The sequence below is a fragment of the Solibacillus merdavium genome (assembly GCF_014836935.1).
Lineage (GTDB): Bacteria > Bacillota > Bacilli > Bacillales_A > Planococcaceae > Solibacillus > Solibacillus ferritrahens.
In genome coordinates, this window is the sequence record NZ_JACSPW010000014.1 from 28,510 (window position 1) to 47,079 (window position 18,570).

General features: G+C 36.8%; 19 protein-coding genes and 1 riboswitch. Of the genes, 7 read left to right on the forward strand and 12 right to left on the reverse strand.

All coding sequences use genetic code 11. From position 1 onward, the window contains the following. Positions 1-120 precede the first annotated feature (120 nt). Entirely contained in the window at positions 121-2,025 is a 1,905-nt protein-coding gene (locus H9632_RS14130; protein ID WP_191704714.1) for a heavy metal translocating P-type ATPase, read from the forward strand. Positions 2,026-2,121: 96 nt separating this feature from the next. Here the strand turns inward: H9632_RS14130 and H9632_RS14135 are convergent, their stop codons facing one another. Both H9632_RS14135 and H9632_RS14140 read right to left on the reverse strand, forming a co-directional pair. Further along, positions 2,122-3,057, reverse strand: a complete 936-nt coding sequence (locus tag H9632_RS14135; RefSeq protein WP_191704715.1) for a YihY/virulence factor BrkB family protein — start codon at positions 3,055-3,057, stop codon at positions 2,122-2,124. 132 nt (positions 3,058-3,189) lie between these two features. Next, complete coding sequence (locus H9632_RS14140; RefSeq protein WP_191704716.1) at positions 3,190-3,519, reverse strand: YtxH domain-containing protein; 330 nt, start codon at positions 3,517-3,519, stop codon at positions 3,190-3,192. Positions 3,520-3,701: 182 nt separating this feature from the next. On the opposite strand from H9632_RS14140, the gene H9632_RS14145 reads away from it, so the two are divergent. Continuing rightward, positions 3,702-3,923, forward strand: a complete 222-nt coding sequence (locus tag H9632_RS14145) for a DUF1128 domain-containing protein (RefSeq protein ID WP_191701000.1) — start codon at positions 3,702-3,704, stop codon at positions 3,921-3,923. An 83-nt stretch (positions 3,924-4,006) separates the two neighbouring features. On the opposite strand, the gene H9632_RS14150 is transcribed toward H9632_RS14145, so the two are convergent. From H9632_RS14150 to motA, 4 genes are all read right to left on the reverse strand, one after another. Then, complete coding sequence (locus H9632_RS14150; RefSeq protein WP_191704717.1) at positions 4,007-4,915, reverse strand: pseudouridine-5'-phosphate glycosidase; 909 nt, start codon at positions 4,913-4,915, stop codon at positions 4,007-4,009. Continuing rightward, on the reverse strand, positions 4,915-6,003 hold the full coding sequence (locus H9632_RS14155) for a carbohydrate kinase (RefSeq protein WP_191704718.1): 1,089 nt from the start codon (positions 6,001-6,003) through the stop codon (positions 4,915-4,917). Before H9632_RS14155 ends, H9632_RS14150 begins: the two co-directional genes overlap by 1 nt. A gap of 108 nt (positions 6,004-6,111) precedes the next feature. Continuing rightward, entirely contained in the window at positions 6,112-6,876 is a 765-nt protein-coding gene (motB, locus tag H9632_RS14160; protein ID WP_191704719.1) for a flagellar motor protein MotB, read from the reverse strand. Next, positions 6,860-7,660, reverse strand: coding sequence for a flagellar motor stator protein MotA (motA, locus tag H9632_RS14165; protein WP_191704720.1), 801 nt, complete (start codon positions 7,658-7,660; stop codon positions 6,860-6,862). Before motA ends, motB begins: the two co-directional genes overlap by 17 nt. 186 nt (positions 7,661-7,846) lie before the next feature. Between motA and H9632_RS14170 the strand changes: the two genes are divergently transcribed. From H9632_RS14170 to H9632_RS14180, 3 genes are all read left to right on the forward strand, one after another. After that, a complete protein-coding gene (locus H9632_RS14170) occupies positions 7,847-9,082 on the forward strand; it encodes an aminopeptidase (RefSeq protein ID WP_191704721.1) in 1,236 nt (411 codons plus the stop codon). 125 nt (positions 9,083-9,207) lie between these two features. Beyond that, entirely contained in the window at positions 9,208-9,411 is a 204-nt protein-coding gene (locus H9632_RS14175) for a hypothetical protein (protein WP_225223858.1), read from the forward strand. A 164-nt stretch (positions 9,412-9,575) separates the two neighbouring features. Continuing rightward, positions 9,576-10,145: a beta-class carbonic anhydrase gene (locus tag H9632_RS14180; RefSeq protein WP_191704722.1), complete on the forward strand. Its 570-nt coding sequence runs from the start codon at positions 9,576-9,578 to the stop codon at positions 10,143-10,145. Positions 10,146-10,220: 75 nt separating this feature from the next. On the opposite strand, the gene H9632_RS14185 is transcribed toward H9632_RS14180, so the two are convergent. The 4 genes from H9632_RS14185 to thiT form a co-directional block, all read right to left on the reverse strand. Then, positions 10,221-10,775, reverse strand: coding sequence for a GNAT family N-acetyltransferase (locus H9632_RS14185; RefSeq protein ID WP_191704723.1), 555 nt, complete (start codon positions 10,773-10,775; stop codon positions 10,221-10,223). Positions 10,776-10,857: 82 nt separating this feature from the next. Further along, on the reverse strand, positions 10,858-11,682 hold the full coding sequence (locus tag H9632_RS14190) for a polyphosphate kinase 2 family protein (RefSeq protein ID WP_191704724.1): 825 nt from the start codon (positions 11,680-11,682) through the stop codon (positions 10,858-10,860). A 172-nt stretch (positions 11,683-11,854) separates the two neighbouring features. Continuing rightward, positions 11,855-12,607 (reverse strand): type I methionyl aminopeptidase, encoded by a 753-nt coding sequence (gene map, locus H9632_RS14195; protein WP_191704725.1) that lies wholly within the window; start codon positions 12,605-12,607, stop codon positions 11,855-11,857. Between the two features lie 214 nt (positions 12,608-12,821). Then, positions 12,822-13,382, reverse strand: a complete 561-nt coding sequence (thiT, locus tag H9632_RS14200; protein ID WP_191704726.1) for an energy-coupled thiamine transporter ThiT — start codon at positions 13,380-13,382, stop codon at positions 12,822-12,824. Between the two features lie 113 nt (positions 13,383-13,495). Then, positions 13,496-13,604: riboswitch (TPP riboswitch) on the reverse strand. A 117-nt stretch (positions 13,605-13,721) separates the two neighbouring features. Between thiT and H9632_RS14205 the strand changes: the two genes are divergently transcribed. Further along, positions 13,722-14,048, forward strand: a complete 327-nt coding sequence (locus H9632_RS14205; RefSeq protein ID WP_191704727.1) for a DUF4870 domain-containing protein — start codon at positions 13,722-13,724, stop codon at positions 14,046-14,048. A 69-nt stretch (positions 14,049-14,117) separates the two neighbouring features. Next, a complete protein-coding gene (locus tag H9632_RS19030) occupies positions 14,118-14,249 on the forward strand; it encodes a hypothetical protein (RefSeq protein WP_263618332.1) in 132 nt (43 codons plus the stop codon). A gap of 57 nt (positions 14,250-14,306) precedes the next feature. On the opposite strand, the gene H9632_RS14210 is transcribed toward H9632_RS19030, so the two are convergent. Together H9632_RS14210 and H9632_RS14215 are read right to left on the reverse strand one after the other, a co-directional pair. Next, the gene (locus H9632_RS14210; protein ID WP_191704728.1) at positions 14,307-17,360 is read right to left on the reverse strand and encodes an AAA family ATPase; all 3,054 of its coding nucleotides are present in this window, start codon (positions 17,358-17,360) and stop codon (positions 14,307-14,309) included. Positions 17,361-17,362: 2 nt separating this feature from the next. Beyond that, entirely contained in the window at positions 17,363-18,526 is a 1,164-nt protein-coding gene (locus H9632_RS14215) for an exonuclease SbcCD subunit D (RefSeq protein WP_191704729.1), read from the reverse strand. Positions 18,527-18,570 lie beyond the last annotated feature (44 nt).

Genomic DNA, 18,570 nt, shown 5'->3' on the forward strand with positions numbered 1-18,570 from the left:
ATGTTATTTACAAAATAAGATGATTATATTATAATTATTCTAAATAAGAAATAATTATAATATAATTGAAATTCATTATCAGTTGATTTAACAATGATATTCATTATCAAGGAGGTAAATATGAAAAACTCTAATCGAGAAAAGTTATCATTAAATGAGAAAATTATAGAACATAAAGAATTGATAGCTGCCTTAGTTTCAGGCTTTATTATTTTGCTGGCATGGAGGATGGAATCCACCGATCAAACAACCGCAGCTGTCATTGCATATTTAACAGCTTTTGTAATTGGCGGTTATGCAAAAGCAAAAGAAGGCATTGAAGATACAATTGAAAACAAATCTTTAAATGTAGAAATGTTAATGATTTTGGCAGCCATCGGTTCAGCCATTATTGGATACTGGATGGAAGGTGCCATATTAATCTTTATATTTGCCTTAAGTGGCGCACTTGAAACATACGCTATGAACAAAAGCCATCGTGAAATTTCTTCTTTAATGGAATTACAGCCTGAAGAAGCCTGGCTTGTACGAGGCGGATTTGAACCTATTAAAGTATCTGTAAAAGATTTAAAAGTAAATGACCATATTTTAGTGAAGCCTGGAGAGCGTATTCCTGCCGACGGAAAAATTTTCAAAGGGATTTCAACTGTCGATGAAGCAGCTATTACAGGTGAATCAATGCCGATTACGAAAAATATTGACGATGAAGTGTTTGCAGGGACAGTGAATTTAAATGGAGTTTTAACTATTAGTGTAACGAAGCAAAGCGGAGAAACTTTATTTCAAAAAATTATTACTCTTGTACAATCTGCGCAAAGTGAAAAGTCTCCATCACAGCAATTTATCGAACGTTTTGAAGGTCTATATGTAAAAGGGGTTTTAATTGCAGTCGCAATCATGATGTTTTTACCTCACTATTTATTAGGCTGGGATTGGACAACAACATTTTACCGCGCAATGGTGCTGTTGGTAGTGGCATCTCCTTGTGCCCTTGTAGCATCCATTATGCCCGCTACCCTATCTTCCATCTCAAATGGTGCCAGAAACGGTATTCTAGTAAAAGGTGGCCTACATTTAGAACATTTGAATACATTACGTGTCTTAGCTGTCGATAAAACTGGAACACTTACACAAGGGACACCTGCAGTAACAGATTTTATCGTTCGTGAGGATTTAAATAAAGATGATACATTGGCATTAATCGCGGGCATTGAAGGACAATCAAACCACCCTCTAGCACAAGCGATTACTTCATTTGCTAAACAACAAAATGTCATTATCCCACAAAATATAACGATTGAAGATATACCCGGGTATGGGATAAAGGCACAGTATAAAGAACAACATTATACAATTGGAAAGCCTGATTTTGTCGGTAAAGATTTGGCCGTTTCTTTTTCGGATGGAGCATTGCAGCAATTAGGGAATGAAGGAAAGACAGTTGTATTTTTAAAAGACCAAAACGGGATTGCAGCATTGGTCGCCCTAAAAGATATAGTACGAGATGAAGCGAAAAAAGCAGTTGCGGCACTGAAGGAACTTGGCATTGATGTCATGATGCTTACTGGTGACAATGAAGCGACAGCAAAAACTATTGCAAATGAAGCTGGTGTGACTAACTATGTTGCAGAATGTTTACCTGAAACAAAGGTCGAACATATTAAGCAGTATAAGCAATCGTACGGCAATGTTGGTATGGTGGGTGATGGGATTAACGATGCCCCAGCGCTAGCAACTGCTTCTGTCGGGATTGCAATGGGTGGCGGTACGGACGTGGCACTCGAAACAGCCGATGTTGTATTAATGAAAAATGACCTTTCAAAAATCGCCTATGCGGTTAAGCTTTCTCGAAAAATGCAAAGAATCGTCAAACAAAATATTATTTTTTCGTTAACAGTCATCGCAATTCTCATCATCTCAAACTTTTTCCAGGCCATTAGCCTCCCTCTTGGGGTTATTGGTCATGAAGGAAGTACGATTCTAGTTATTTTAAATGGCCTGCGTATGTTGAGCAAAAATGTTTAGTGGCATGCTACCAAAAATAACCAACTGACAATAACCATAAATAAAGCACGACGCCTAAATATTTATGGCGTCGTGCTTTTTATGTGACACAATCACTTAGAAAACAGGTGTCTTTGCATTCTTTTTATTGTTCTTGGCAATCTGTCTTTTTTGGAATGTGGCATTTAATATTCCACCCAAAATTAAAATCATTCCAGTAAAGTACAGCCAAAGCATTAGTATAATGACTCCGCCAATACTGCCGTAAGTAGCACTAAAATTGCCGAAATTATTAATATAAAATGAAAAGCCATAAGTTAATGCAAGCCAACCTAGTGTTGCCAATATTGAACCTGGTACAACACTAACAATTGTTAATCGAGGATCAGTATTAGGAACAATCCAGTACATAACTGTTAATAAAAGGAAAATAAGAGTAGGCGGCATAATCCAGCGCATTGTATTCCAAAGACCCGCTAATGATTCTTCGATACCAAAATAGCCGAACACTACATTCCCGATTTGCTGTCCAAAAACCGGTAAGACAAGCGCTACTAAAATAATAATAACGAGTGAAATAGTAAATACAAGAGACCAAATACGATTTATAAAACCTGCTCTAGCTTCTACATCATAGGCACGGTTTAAAGTTTTCATTAGTGCGTCAACAGCACGCGACGCTGACCAAATAGTACCGATAATACCAATTGAAAGTAATCCGCCATTTTGATTGGATAGTACTTCCGAAAGTGTACCTTCTATAAGACCATAAACTTCCTCAGGCATAATGTCACTTAAGAAGTCGAATACTTGCCCTTGCTCTAAATTTAAATAAGGTAAGAGTGTTACCATAAAAATAAGCATCGGGAAAAATGACAGTAAAAAGAAATAAGCAAGTAGCGCACCCATCCCCGACATATCAACTTTTTGAATGCGGTATATTAAATCCTGAAAAAAACCTTTTGTCGTTAAAATATTAATATGACTAGGATCTGGTGAAACATATGATTTAATAAGTGAAATCTTTTCTTTAAATTCTTCTTTCTCTCCCATATAGCCACCACCTTTTGAATTATCCAGATAGAAAGAGTACTGAATACCTTTTAATCAGGATAATGCCCTAACGGATGTCCCGTGCTTTTAAATTACCCCAAGGAAAAGTCTGTTACAATGAGGCGAATTTAATTAGCTAACTTGTTCATCCTTTTTTGAAAATGCATCAATCGTTTCTGAAACCATACTTTGAATCGTAGTTGGCAATTCTTTAATATCATTGCCGTTCTGCAAAATAGACTGAATACTATCATTTACTGTTCCGTAAACTGTTTGAGCCTGCTCGACTTTCGACTCAACTAACGCTAATAGTTCGTCACGGTTTTCAGCGTAATAAACGACCGTATCTTTTGCATTTTTCGCTGTCTTTACAGTATGCTCTCTTGTTTGCTTATCTAACATACTTATTGCTGCACCAGTTACTGCTCCAATTGCTATAAACGGTAATAGTTTACTTTTCATTTTATACTCTCCTCCTGTTTATGCTTTCATATTCCCATAAAAATTTCCTATAAAACTTTTCTATATTCATTTTAGCGAATGTTTGTTATTTTTAAAAGTAATCCCAAAACTTTTACGGGTTGACAAGAAGTGCCTTGCATGAAATGATATTTTTGTAAACATTGAAAGGTAGGGCAAAAAATATGGACTTATCCAACCCATCACAACAAAATGTCAATTATATGATAGAACAAATCAAAGAAAAACTACGTATGGTAAACGTTGACGCTATGCAATCAGAGGCATTCGATGAAAATAAATACGAAGATCTACAATATTTATATGAAATGGTAATGAAACGTGACTCATTCAGCCCTAGTGAAATGAATGCAATTGTTGCAGAGTTAGGATCACTTCGTAAGTGAAAGTAGAGTATAAAAAGGAAGCTCATCGATATTTTTCGACGAGCTTCCTTTTATTTCATACATTATTCCCCAGGAAATACCGATTATTTATTAAGTTCGACAGCAATTTTTGCGCCTACACGTGCATTGTGTTTAACTAAGGCAATATTGGCATCAAGCGACTTGCCTTCTGTCAGTTCCTTTACTTTACCTAGCAGGAATGGTGTTACATTTTTACCTGCAATACCTTGTTCTTTTGCTTCTCTTAATGCATTGTCGATAATGGCATCAATTACACTTGATTCCATAGCATCCTCAGCTGGAATTGGGTTGGCGATTAATGCCCCACCACGTAACCCTAAATCCCATTTCGCGCGTAAAATAGCCGCAGTTTCTTCTGCAGAATCAACACGAATGTTTACATCAAATTCACTTTCGCGTGCATAAAATGCCGGTAATTTGTCAGTACCGTATCCGATTACCGGTACACCTTTTGTTTCTAAATATTCTAATGTTAAGCCGATATCTAAAATCGACTTTGCGCCTGCACATACAACAGCAACATTTGTTATCGCTAATTCTTCCAAGTCTGCAGAAATATCCATTGTTGTTTCCGCACCACGGTGAACCCCGCCAATACCACCTGTTACGAATAATTCAATACCTGCTAACTCTGCGCAAATCATTGTTGCAGCTACTGTAGTTGCCCCGATTTTTTTAGTAGCTAGTAAATAGCCGATATCACGGCGACTCGTTTTAGCTACCCCTTGTGCATTTCCAAACATTTCTAGCTCTTCATCGGATAAACCGATTTTGATTTTCCCGTCGATTAATGCAATTGTTGCTGGTACTGCACCACCATCACGAATAATTTGTTCTACTTCACGAGCTGTTTGTACGTTTTGTGGATAAGGCATCCCATGTGAAATGATTGTCGATTCAAGGGCGACTATTGGTAGACCTTTCTCTTTTGCTTCTAACACCTCTTGTGAATATGATAAATATTGTTCCATTATAAATTCCTCCATTCAAGTAATTTTTCCTTTGTTAAATCTTCACGGACTGTTTTGTCCGATTGTAATGTTTTTGATGCATTTGTTAAACCAAGTTGGATTGCTTCTTTAAAGTCCTCATTGTTTAGTACCCCATGTAAAAATGCACTCACAAAAGCATCACCTGCACCTGTAACATCCACAATTTTTTTTGTTGGAGCGGCTTTATAATGTGTCACTTTATCAGCGTGACCAGCCATTACTCCATGTTCCCCTAATGTAAGGACAACATATTCTGCGCCTTTTTGCATCATTGTCTTTACTGCCATTTCATACTTACCGTACGTATCCAGCTTCGTGTTCAAATACATTTCTGCTTCATCACGATTGCATATAAAGTAATGCACTCCGTGTAAATCCTGTGGCATGTTCTTCATTTTAGGTGATGAAACAGGAATAATAGCGAATGGAATTTTGCGCTCATGGGCAAACTCCCTTACATATTCCACTGTTGCTAACGGGCAGTTTAAATCAATTATTAAACAACTCGCATTTTGCATAATGGCTTCGTACTTCTTCAGGATGCTTGGTGATAATTGTTCATATATCTCCATATTCGCCATTGAAATTACCAGTTCCCCAGTATGCGCCAATACTGCTGTGTATGATCCCGTTTTATAATCTTTTAACTTTTCTACTAAATCAAGACTCATCGTAGCATTGCAATTTTGTTCAATATATATGGCATCATGATCATCACCCATTACGGTAATCAATGAAACACGATTGCCTAAGCGACCTATATTTTCTGCTATGTTACGAGCCACTCCACCAACTGTTTCAGTGACCGAAGCAGGATTCGATGTACCTAATTGGACATGTTGCTCAATTATAAACTTACGGTCAACATTAGCACCGCCAATTGCGATAATATGATTCTTTTCTGGTAAGACATATGCTCGCCCTAGAATTTCTCCGCGTTTAATCAATGACGAGATGATATTTGCAAGTGCTGGCCTCGACATCCCTAATTGCTCTGCCATTTCCTGTTGAGACAGATAGGGATTTTTCTTAATCAATTGGAAGATTAGCTTTTCTTTTTCATTCAACTACATCACCTCCGAACGAACATTTGTTTATTATTATAAACTTTTGTTTAAAAGATGTCAAAAATAAAAAATGCCGTTTAGAAAGATTTCTCTCTAAACAGCATTTTATTACTCCACAATTAAATCTCCATTTTCGGTTATACGTGGTTGTACAAGAACCTCTACACGTCGATTTTTTGCTTTTCCTTCTTCAGTATCATTGGAGGCTATTGGCTGGAATTCACCGAACCCTTTTACACTGAAGTATTTTGGATCAAGCTCTGCATTACCTGTAACAACTTCCTTCATAAAGTTCACGGCACGCATAACAGATAAATCCCAGTTCGAATCAAATTCTGAATTATTGATTGGAACATTATCTGTATGACCAGTAATAATGATATTACGAGGTGGGTCAAACATTAACAGTTGTGCAATTTCATCAGCAATGGTCGCATACTCGACCTTTACTTCGGCACGCCCCATATCGAATAAAATACTATCACGAATCGTAATTAACAATCCTTCTTCTGTCAATTTCGTTTCGAACTGATTTTCCAATTCATTAATTGCAATGAACTCATCCACACGGTTTTGTGTTTCTAGTAGGCGTTCTTGGTCCTCCATATATTTGGAAACACCAGATTGAATATTGGACGTCGACCCATTTGGTGTTTGAACTACTGATGGGTTGTCCATGACACCTGTACCACTAGTAAAAATTTCATTGAATACAGCAGACATTTGCTGCAGTTTTGTTTCGTCTACTGAACTTGATGCAAATAGGACGATAAATAATGCTAATAATAAAGTTAAAATATCCGCATAAGGTACTAGCCATGATTCGTCCACATGTTCCTCATGCTTTTTATGTTTCTTACGCTTCCTTGCCAAGGCCACCCGCCCCGCTTTCCGTAATTTGCTTACGTTCTTCCATCGTTAAATATGAAGCAAGCTTTTGCTCGATTACTCGTGGGGCTTCACCTTCAAGTACAGATAAAATCCCTTCAATCATCATCTGCTTTTGCTTAACTTCTACAGAAGATTTACGTTTTAACTTATTGGCAAATGGATGCCATAACACATACCCCGTGAAGATACCTAATAATGTAGCAACAAAGGCTGCGGAAATCGCTACCCCTAATTTATCGATATCAGTCATATCTTTTAGCGCTGCTATAAGCCCTACTACTGCCCCTAATACACCAAGAGTTGGCGCATATGTACCTGCTTGAGTAAAAATTCCGGCACCACTTGCATGGCGGTCTTCCATTGCTTCTACTTCCTCTGATAGCACATCGCGAATATAGTCTGCATTTTGACCATCTATTGCCAATGTTAAGCCATTTTTTAGGAAAGGATCTTCAATTTCGGACGCTTTGCTTTCGAGCGCCAATAACCCTTCACGACGGGCTAAATCTGCCCACTGTGAAAACATTTTGATTAAATCAATATCACTTGCTAATTTTGTTTCTGTAAATAAAATTTTAAAGAGTTTTGGAATTCTTTTTAATTCCTTCATTGGGAACGCAATTGTTACCGCTGCAATCGTACCAAAGATAATAATTAAAATAGCGGCAGGATTCAATAATGCGTCAGGTGTTACGCCTTTCAAAAACATCCCTAGTAAAAGAGCGAAAAAGGCAAGTATAATCCCAACAACCGATGATATATCCATATGTAGTACCTCCAAATTACTATGTCTTTTCTTATTTCGGTATATTTATCTTTTTATTAACTTCCTTTACACTAGTAATAGAACAATTTTTATATTTTTCGATAGAATTATTATTTTTATCACAATTTAATAATGATGTATCGAAAAATACTACATTTTACGACAATTACTGGAGGAGTGTTTCAAATGAATTCAATGTTCGAAAGTAAGTTAACAAAGTATGCGGAATTGGCAGTAAAAATCGGTGTAAATATACAACCAAATCAATATTTGTATATCGCGGCTTCCATTGAATCAGCGCCATTTGTACAAGTTGTGACTAAGATCGCCTATGAGACAGGAGCAAAGCAAGTATTTGTAGATTATACAGATGACCAAATTACGCGTACTCGTTACGAGTTAGCACCGGATGATTCATTTGACTTCTTCCCTCCGTGGAAAGTACAAGAACGTGAATGGCTTGCAGAACAAGGTGCGGCGTTTATGAGCATCGTATCGCAAAGTCCTGATCTATTAACTGGTATCGATTCAAAACGCATTGCAACTTTCCAAAAAGCAGCTGGAACTGCTTTAAATAAATACCGCCAATATGTACAGTCCGATAAAATCAGCTGGACTGTTATTGCAGCTCCTTCTAAGCAGTGGGCTCAAAAGGTATTTTCGGATTTACCTGAACAGGAACAAGTGGAAGCATTATGGGAAGCAATCTTTAAAGCGACACGTGCTGATTTAGAAAACCCTGTTCAAGCTTGGGCACAGCACAATGATAATTTACATGAAAAAGTAGATTATCTAAACAATAAAAACTACGCTAAATTGCACTATACAGCGCCAGGAACAGATTTAACAATAGATCTTCCGAAAGGTCATTTATGGTGCGGGGCAGGCAGCGTCAATGAAAAAGGCGACGAATTTATGGCCAATATGCCGACAGAAGAAGTATTTACAGTCCCGCATAAAAATGGCGTTAACGGGTATGTATCTAGTACAAAGCCACTTAGCTATGGCGGCAATATTATAGATAATTTTAAAATTACTTTTGAAAATGGGCGCATTGTTGATGTTGAGGCTGAACAAGGCGAGGAAGTATTGAAAAACCTTGTAGCGACAGATGAGGGTTCTCATTATCTAGGGGAAGTGGCTCTTGTACCTTTCCATTCACCTATCTCTGAATCGAATATTTTATTTTACAATACATTATTCGATGAAAATGCATCAAACCACTTAGCCATTGGCAGTGCATATGCGTTTTGCTTGGAAGGTGGGAAAACGATGTCACAAGAGGAGTTAAGAAAGCACGGGTTAAATGACAGTATTACTCATGTTGACTTCATGATTGGTTCTGCACAGATGAATATTGATGGGATTACGAAAGATGGCCAGGCAGAAGCTATTTTCCGTGATGGAAACTGGGCATTCTAAATCTTCAAGATGTCGCCATATTTACAAATCATTCTGTAATAAATGCATAAATTACCCTACAATGTTCCAATTTATTAGGTTATAATTGGTTAATGATTCTTATTATAAAATAGAGAGGAGTTTTTATGATGTTTGATCACCGTCATCCGTTTTTGTCTGACTACTATACGCTAGTTTTAGGTTTCTCGGCAGTTATTCTTATTCTCTTAGTAATGTTTATCATGTACTTACGAATCGGATTACAATCTCATGACTCTGTTATAGTAGATTCAAAGGCCAATGCATTTGCGCCAAACGAAAAATCACTAGATGGTCACCACCATCATTAATATTTTTCACAACCGTTCTATTTGAGCGGTTGTTTTTTATTACCGAATTACTGCTTTAGTTCTCTTTATTTATTAAATTTTTATCTTTAATCGCGTACATTTGTTTGAATTATCTAAATAATATTTTAAAATGGATATAGATATGAAAGGGGTATGAAAAATAAATGTCTGCATTACAAAATATTTTAGAATTTAATGAAAAATTTGTAGCTGAAAAGCAATATGAAGAATACGCGACAACGAAATTCCCTGATAAAAAAATTGTTGTTTTATCTTGCATGGATACGCGATTAGTGGAATTATTACCAAAAGCAATGAACTTACGTAATGGGGATGTAAAAGTTGTTAAAAGCGCTGGCGCAATCGTAAATCACCCATTCGGGGGCATCATGCGCAGCATCTTGGTAGCTGTGTATGAATTAAAGGCTGATGAAGTTTATGTTATTGGTCATTATGATTGCGGTATGAGTGCAGTTGACTCAAATGTTATGATTGGTCATATGCTTGAGCGTGGTGTAAAACAGGAAACGATAGATGTTATTAACTATGCACGTATTGATTTAAAAGAATGGTTACGAGGTTTCGGCGATATTAAAACGAGTGTTTTAAAAAGCGTTGACTTAGTAAGAAACCATCCATTAATGCCGGCTGGTGTTCCTGTACACGGTCTAATCATTGATCCTGAAACTGGTAAATTAGATTTAGTATCTGATGGATCTGACAAAGTAAAATAATAAGCTATAGCGCTCACCCAAAGTATTTTTTAGGTGAGCACTATAGCTTTTTTTATAGCCTTAAAAATGTGGAACTTATCTATTTTTATATTCTCGCTGTAATATTGCGTACATATAATGATCAACCCATTTACCATTTATAAATAATAATTCTCGGAGTAAACCTTCTCTCGCAAATCCTGACTTCTCTAAAACACGTATAGAGCCCAAATTTTGAGGAGCCACATATGCTTCAATGCGATGAATATTTAAAGTTGTAAATGCGAACTCCATTACTAAACGAACTGCTTCGGTTACAATGCCTTTTCCTATAAATTTTTCATCCATGGAATAACCTATAAAGCCGCTAGAGTATGGTAATCGTTTTATAGAATAGAGCGAAATATGACCAATCAGCTGACCTGTTTCATTATGGAAGATACCAAAGGAAAATTCTCTATTTGTTTGCAAAAGATGCATGCTCTCCAATATTTTCTTGTACTGTGTCTCTTCTGTATAAAATTCATCCCGATGTAACGGTTCATATGTTGACCAGTAAAACTTATTATCTACTAATAGCTTTGTCAATGCTCTTGCATCAGACAGGGTAAAAGTACGCAATGAACATTGTTGCCCAATAAGTTGAACCATTGGACCCTCCTTCTTTTGAAATAGCTTGAATAAGCTTTTCATTTAACTCACCTACATTTCACAGCCAAACTTATTTATCCGTTTATGACTTTTTCTTTTTTTGCTTTGGCTGTATTTCTATAAATTCAGGCAGTGTACTTTCTGCTGCTTGTTCATTATGATTTTCAAAAACATTAGTAAGTTGAAGACCCCGTTTTGTTATTTGATTCTCAATTTGAGCAACAGCTTCTTTTAGCACTTGTACTCGTGCATAAAATTTATCGTTGCCAGGAATTAAACACCAAGGGGCATTTTCTGTATTTGTTTTAGCAAACATCTCATCTGCCGCTTCTATATATAAATTAAACTTTTCACGATTTCGCCAATCTTCATCTGTTAGTTTCCATGATTTATACGGATCTTCCGCTCTTTCCATGAAACGCTTCAATTGCTCATCTGCATCTATATGAATCCAGAATTTAACTATAATATAATCTTCATCTGTTAATTGCTTTTCAAAACCATTAATTTCGTTATACGCCCGCTGCCATTCATGTTCTTTTGCAAAGCCTTCGATGCGTTCCACTAATACACGACCATACCAGGAACGGTCAAAGATGGCAATCTGTCCATGCTGGGGTAACTTCCTCCAAAATCGATGCATATAATGATAACGCATTTCGTGTGGCTGTGGTGCGGAAATTGGCGAAACGATTAATCCACGGGGATCAATGTGTTCTGTTAATCGCTTAATGGCCCCCCCTTTTCCTGCTGCATCCATTCCTTCAAATACGAAGATGAGACCGATTTTATTGTTGTATAAAAATTGCTGAATATTAAGCACTTCATACTGCAGCTCTTTCAATTGCTTTTTGTATAGCTTCTTATCCAATTTTAATGTTAGATCCAAATCATTTAGTTTCTTCATTCAACGGCCTCCTCTATTACGAATCCTTACATATATTTTACTTGAAAGTGTATGAAAATGGTAATTGTTGTTGTGATTTATTTGAATCGTTTGATTATTTTATGTTGATTTAAACACCCGCTAGAACAAAAGTAAAAAACGTGGCCGCATTATATGCTTCCACGTTTTCTAATTAGTCTTCTAATGTTGTTAAAATAATTGGTTTGTCTTTTGTTACAATAATTGAATGTTCAATTTGAGCGACTAATGATTTATCCGGAGTGACAAATGTCCAACCATCCCCAGATTCGACAATATGCTCTGCCTTTGCTGAAATGAATGGTTCTACTGCTAAAACCATCCCTTCCTTCATAATTGTTGTATCCCAGGCATCATAATAGTTTAATACGTGGTTTGGCTCTTCATGCAATGATTTTCCTAAACCATGCCCCGTTAAGTTCATAATAACCGTTAGGCCATGATCACGCGCTTCACGTTCAACTGCTTTACCAATTTGATTTAATTTTGAACCTGCTTTAACTTTTGTCATTGCACGTTCAAATGCTGATTTTGCTACAGAACAAAGCTTTTCTTTATCCTCGTAGCCTTCCCCGACAACGAAGGAAATACCAGTATCTGCAAAATACCCATCCAATGAACCTGATACGTCAATGTTGACAATATCGCCTTCTTGAATCACTTTACTACCTGGAATACCGTGTGCCACTTCATGATTCACTGAAATACAAGTATAGCCAGGGAAGTCATATTCACCTTTTGGACCTGAAATTGCGCCAGCCTCGGCAAACATTCGCCCTGCAATTTCATCCAATTCTTTTGTTGTCACGCCCGGTACTGTCGCCGCTTTCATCGCTTCACGAATTTCAGCACAAATACGTCCTATTTTTTTAAAAGCTTTGATTTCTTCTTGTGTTGTAACAATCATGTGTAACTTCCTTCCTCTAAACAATGTCTACCCTTAACTATAACATACTTAAAATCGGTTGTAAGTGTTCATTGTTTTTTTAAATGATGTGTTTAAATCCAGGAATTATGTGCAAAAATGAAGTATAGATTAGAGTACATTTATAATAAAAAACAAACTAGATTTGAAGATGACAATCCGCACTTCAAACCTAGTTCTATATTAATAATTAAACTTATTGTACTTTTTGCAATAAACGTGGTGCAGACGTGAATAATAAGATGGCAATAATAGCTGTAATAATTGTTGCTGGCAGCATGTAGGAACCGTTGTAAATAATTGAATACATCCATACGTTATCGTCGCCTGCAAATTCCTTAAAGAAGACAACTCCGGCAAGTAAGTGGCAAACTAATCGTAAAGATCCACCTAATAACGTACCTATTACAATGTAAAGCGCCATTTTTGTTTTATTTAGTGATTGCGTTGCTTGTAATAAAGGCTTTCTTATAATTGCCGCTAAACCTACTACAGTAAAAGCAAGACCATAATCAAGAATTGCCTGAAGCCAGTGGACAATATAAGCTCCAAACATCATCTGCATTATTCCGATTAGTAGGCCAGTTGCAAGACCTGCTGTTAACCCCCAACGAATTGCCATTAAAATAATAGGAACCATTACAAAGCTAATCGATCCACCTTGCGCCCACATTTTAAATGATATTTGATCCAGCACCAGTCCGACGGCAGCGAAAATCGCTATTTCCACCATCATAAGTAATCTCTTTTTGTCCATAACAATGCTCCTTTCCTTTTTCCGATGTAACAGAAGTGAAGAAGGAATAGAAATCCATCTGCAAAAATAAAAAAAACGATAATCAGGACAAAAGCCTGACTATCGTTTGAACAGTCGGTTTCTATCCACATCCCTACGCAAGTGCTAACTTACAGGTTCAAAGAGTCAGTGCAATTACGTGCACAATCTCAGCCGACTTACTCGGCTCCCCTTGTGGTACATCTAAATAAATATTGTTTGAACAAATTAATTGTATCGAATATTTTTCCAACTTTCAACAGACGATTTTTTTGTAACTAAATTCTAGACCGTTCGTATACATACAAAGGAGTGAATGAAATGGATCAATCAAAAGGATTAAGTGCATTAAGCTATTTAAGCTTTTACTTTGCACCCTCTATCTTGCCGTTCATTATATATGTTGTTTCAAAAGATGATTTTGTAAGGGAGCACTCGAAAAAGGCTTTTATTACCCAACTTATTCCGATTGCTTTTGGTGTTTTGTATATTATTTACTTTTTTATTTCGCTATTTTTGACTCATGAAACTTTGGCGATACAGGATTTCTTTGTAAGTTCGCATTTTATTGCCCTTGTTGCTTTACTGATTATCTTTTCAATTACGGGAATTTGGAATTTAGTGAAAGCTATTAAAGTTTTACGTTAATGTTTATGAAAGCTCCTTAATTGGGTATATTTCTTATACGAAATGATATTCGTTAAGGAGTGTATACGTATGAAACTAAACAAACTTGTTAAAACAGCAATTAAATTCGGTCCAATACTTTATCCCATCATAAAAAAAATGATGGATAAAAAATCTACTCCGCAACGTGCAACAACTACACGACGAGCTACAAAGCGTTAACACAAAAACACATTTCACTCAGTCTTTCGTGTGAAATGTGTTTTTTTGTACAATCATTTATTTAATAATAATTTCTGTTTTACTATAGCCTTCTTTTAGCTTTTGTACTTGTAAAATGGCCGGCATCGCTGCTTTAAGTTCCGCGACATGTGAAATGACACCGATTAAGCGACCCGTTTGCTGTAGGTCAATTAAAATATCGATAGCGCGTCGTAATGCTTCTTCATCCAACGTACCGAAGCCTTCATCGATGAACATAGTATCAATATGCACACTGCCCTGAACACTTTGAATAACATCCGCCATTCCTAAAGCTAGTGAAAGCGAAGCATTGAATTTTTCACCTCCGGATAATGTTTTAACATCGCGTGTTTGCCCAGTGTTGCTATCATATACATCAATACTTAACCCGCTTTGTGCATTTCCTTCTTTACGACCCGTTGACTTTAAAAAATACTGACCATTTGATAAAACACGTAGTCTTTCATTTGCAGCTTGTGTTACTTTTTCTAAATAGCCTATTTGCGCAAATCGTTCAAAAGAAATTTTCGCTTCATTCTGTCCACGAATTAAATCATATACATGTTCGACTTGCATTAATTTTTCTTTATAATCTTCTATTTGTCGAGCTGATTTTTCAAGCTTTTCTAAAGTTTCCCCACACTGTAATGCGTAAGAATGGACTAATTTCACTTCTGAATATTGGGCTTCTATTTGCTCATTAAGCAGCGAAATCTGTTGCTCAATAGCCTTCAAATCCGCCAATTCTTTTCCCTCTAACATTTGTTGTTCTTCTGCAATTTGCACTGTTAAAGTATGGACATTTTGCTTATAGCTCTCTAATGTTTCCTGTATTTGTTGTTGAACCTGCTGAGATAGTAGCGCTTGTTTATATGCTTCTATATGGAAGCCTTCTTGTAAGAGTGCAGACTCAAATGCAGATTGCGCTATTTTACTTTCCTGTTGTTTCTCAGTTAAATTCTTTGTAGCATGCTCATAATTCACTTCACATGTCTTTTCTTCCAATTGAATATTTTGCAATGCTTCCAATGCCTTTTGTATCGCTTCTTTTAAATGACGATATTTCTGCTGCAGGCTTGTCAACGCTTCCGTAACTTGTTGGACGGTTGAAAACTGCGGTAGTAAAGACTTTTCACTTTGCTCAAGCTTACCCTTTTCTTGTGCATATTGTTTATCAATTTCCGATACATACTGCTGCCCTTTTTCAATTCGCCCTTGGAGCATTTCTTTACTTTGCAAAATCTGTTCCAAATTTTTCTTTTCCATTAATAGTTGTGCTTGTTGCTGTTTTTGCATCGATAATTGGTTCGTCAATACAGATAGTTGCTGTTCGTATTCGTGAAGCGATGAAGGTTCAATGCCAAGTTGCTGAAGTACCTGCTGCTTCTCGTTCAATGCCGCTTGCTCTACTTCTAATTTCGAGCTTACTTGGTAAAAGTTCTGCATAGCACTGTCACTTTCACGGCGTAGTGCGGTCAATTCATTATCGTCAACTTCCAATGCTTCACTGCTATGGATGGCTGGATGTTCTGTGCTTCCGCATACAGGACACGCCTCCCCGTGATGAAGGGAAGTAGCGAGAAATGCTGCATGATTACTGCGAATCTGTTGTTCCAGCTTCTGTAATCTTTCCTGAGCAAGATTTGCAATTTGCTGCTTTTCTGCCAGTGTTTTTGTTAATGCTACCTCGCTAGATTGGAGCTTTAAAATCTCCCTTGCTAGCTCAATTTTCTTGGTCAACATTGCATGAGCTTCAAATGTCTCCTGGTACGTAGCTACTTTTTCTTCCAGTTCATTTATAATTATCCGCTGCTTCTGTTGCTGTTCCTTTAATGTAATATCCTCTTTTTGAAGTTTTTCAAATAGTTGTTTTGCATTATTTTGATTTTCCTCTATTTTCAAAACGGACTTTCGCTGTTCATCTATCGATTGATAAATCGGTAAAAGCTGCTCTAACTGTGAAATAGATTTTGAATACTCATCGAGTAATGGTTCATGCTGTTTTTGTTCGTCATAAAATTTCATTGCATTTTGAAGTTGCGACTTTGCTTTTTCAAAATCCTTTTTTGCATGTTGTAATGCGATTTCCGCTCTTTCAAATTGAAGCTTCACTTTCTCATGCTCGCGCTCCAAAGGTTCAATTTGATTCGCTTTTTTGGCAAGTTCGAGACGCTGTTTCTCGGATTGCATTGTTTGTTCTTGTTGAAGGAGTTCTGCAAGCCGAGTTTTTCTTAATAAATATTTTTCAATTCGTTCATTTAGCAGCTTTTGCTCACTGAATGTTTCATTTAATTGCTGTAATTGTAATTTGGATTTCTCATATTGCCCCTTTAATGTTTTGCAATGTTCTTCATAATATTGCTGTTCGTTTAATAAAGCTTGCTTTACTTGATATAGATTAATTACATCTTGGTTTATCTCCGAAAATAGCTCTGAATCTCTATTTGGTAGGCGCGAGATAATTTCATGGATCGTATGGTCTTGCTGCATTATAGATTGATCATATAGCTTTTCTGCAGACTTCTTTTTTTCCCGCAAAAGCTCGACCATTTTTGTAAATCGTTCAGTTTTAAAGATTTTACGGAAGATTTCTTCTTTATGCTTTGATTCGGATGTCAAAAGTTTTTGGAATTCTCCTTGTGGAAGCATAACAATCTGATTGAATTGAGAATAGGTTAGGCCAATCAACTCTTCGACTTTTGCCTGAATAAGCTTTACCTGAAATTTTTCTACAGCTGGTACTTCAATACCACCTGTAATCTCATAAAATTCACGTTTTGCACTCGATCCGTCCTGTCCGAATTTCCGCCAAATACGATATAGACGACCGCGCACTTCAAATTCAAGCTCCACTTCTGTATCAATTGTTTCGTCAGCAAAATCACTGCGTAAAAACAGTGACTTCTCACGGTCTTCCCCACTGCCTGAATCATAAAGAGCAAATGATATCGCATCAAAAATGGTTGTTTTGCCCGCACCAGTAGCCCCTGAAACAACAAATATTCCATGCTCATGAAGTTTAGTGAAATCGATTACTTCTTTTGTTTGATATGGTCCAAAAGCTGTCATCGATAATTTTATAGGCTTCATCGTTACAGCACCTCCTGAAATTCACGTTCATTGTCGATAAGCTGCTGAAGAATGTCAGTATAAATTGCTTTCGTTTCCTCACTTAAAGGCTTACCTGTCATTTCTGTATAAAACAGCTCAAACAATTCCGTATCATCCATTTGTACGCGATTCATTGTATTCGCTTGCTGCTCTAGCCTTTCATATACAACGGTTCTTTCGATGTGTAAAGCATTCTGATATACAGTACGTACGAGCTCAGCGGCACCTTTAACATAATTTTCATCCTGCAACTTTACGAATACGTAGTCATCGTTTTTTTCATGCTGTAAAATATCATCAAGCAGTCCTGAAACAATTCGCATATCTCGGATCGGCGTCAGTAACTTTTTTTCAACAGCTACTGATCCATCTTCTTTTAAATCAACTATTAAAAAGCCCTTTTTATGATTAACTTCTGATTCGGAATATTTAAGTGGTGAGCCTGCATACTGTATTTTTTCATTTGCCACAAAATGCGCCTGGTGAAGATGCCCCAGTGCCGTATAGCAAAATGGTTCAAACAATGCCGAGTTGATGCACTCTGTACCGCCTATTGTCAATTTCCGTTCAGAATCACTTGTATTTTGTTCTGGCATCCCGTCTTTTGTAATAAAGGCATGTCCTACAATAATATTGCGCTTTTCCGGATCAAGTGTTAGCTCAATTTCTTCAATAATGCGTGCCATTGCCCCTTCATGGGTCGTAATCGATTCATCTCCAAAAACATTTCTTACAATGGAAGGCTCTGCAAACGGAACTAAATAAAAATGTACTTCCCCGTATTCATCATTCATAATAACCGGTTTAAAGTAACTTTCTAGATGACCAACGATGTGCAAGCCACTTGCCTTCATTAAATCACTGCCAAAGTTTAAACGTGTAGCGCTATCATGATTTCCAGCAATTGCGACAATCGGTGTTTTTTCATCGATTAATATTTGTTTAAAAGTTTTATTCAAAAGCTGAATAGCATCAGTAGGTGGTACTGAACGGTCATATAAATCCCCCGCTATAATGACTACATCCGGCTTTTCTAATCTTATTTCCTCGATGAACTGTTCGAGTACATATTGCTGATCTTCAGTCATCGACACACCTTGTACGAGCTTCCCTAAATGCCAATCTGCTGTATGAAATATTTTCATGAATACCGCCCCCCATTTTATTACTATAAGTGTACATGACTAAA

Coding starts and splice junctions, on each gene's coding strand:
- H9632_RS14145 (WP_191701000.1), top strand. CDS start 3,702: ATGGACTTATCCAACCCATCACAACAAAATGTCAATTATATGATAGAA.
- H9632_RS14185 (WP_191704723.1), bottom strand. CDS start 10,775: ATGGTTCAACTTATTGGGCAACAATGTTCATTGCGTACTTTTACCCTG.
- H9632_RS14210 (WP_191704728.1), bottom strand. CDS start 17,360: ATGAAGCCTATAAAATTATCGATGACAGCTTTTGGACCATATCAAACA.
- map (WP_191704725.1), bottom strand. CDS start 12,607: ATGATTGTTACAACACAAGAAGAAATCAAAGCTTTTAAAAAAATAGGA.
- H9632_RS14130 (WP_191704714.1), top strand. CDS start 121: ATGAAAAACTCTAATCGAGAAAAGTTATCATTAAATGAGAAAATTATA.
- H9632_RS14205 (WP_191704727.1), top strand. CDS start 13,722: ATGGATCAATCAAAAGGATTAAGTGCATTAAGCTATTTAAGCTTTTAC.
- H9632_RS14135 (WP_191704715.1), bottom strand. CDS start 3,057: ATGGGAGAGAAAGAAGAATTTAAAGAAAAGATTTCACTTATTAAATCA.
- H9632_RS14180 (WP_191704722.1), top strand. CDS start 9,576: ATGTCTGCATTACAAAATATTTTAGAATTTAATGAAAAATTTGTAGCT.
- motA (WP_191704720.1), bottom strand. CDS start 7,660: ATGGATATATCATCGGTTGTTGGGATTATACTTGCCTTTTTCGCTCTT.
- H9632_RS14175 (WP_225223858.1), top strand. CDS start 9,208: ATGATGTTTGATCACCGTCATCCGTTTTTGTCTGACTACTATACGCTA.
- H9632_RS14215 (WP_191704729.1), bottom strand. CDS start 18,526: ATGAAAATATTTCATACAGCAGATTGGCATTTAGGGAAGCTCGTACAA.
- H9632_RS14150 (WP_191704717.1), bottom strand. CDS start 4,915: ATGGAACAATATTTATCATATTCACAAGAGGTGTTAGAAGCAAAAGAG.
- H9632_RS14140 (WP_191704716.1), bottom strand. CDS start 3,519: ATGAAAAGTAAACTATTACCGTTTATAGCAATTGGAGCAGTAACTGGT.
- H9632_RS14190 (WP_191704724.1), bottom strand. CDS start 11,682: ATGAAGAAACTAAATGATTTGGATCTAACATTAAAATTGGATAAGAAG.
- H9632_RS14170 (WP_191704721.1), top strand. CDS start 7,847: ATGAATTCAATGTTCGAAAGTAAGTTAACAAAGTATGCGGAATTGGCA.
- H9632_RS19030 (WP_263618332.1), top strand. CDS start 14,118: ATGAAACTAAACAAACTTGTTAAAACAGCAATTAAATTCGGTCCAATA.
- thiT (WP_191704726.1), bottom strand. CDS start 13,382: ATGGACAAAAAGAGATTACTTATGATGGTGGAAATAGCGATTTTCGCT.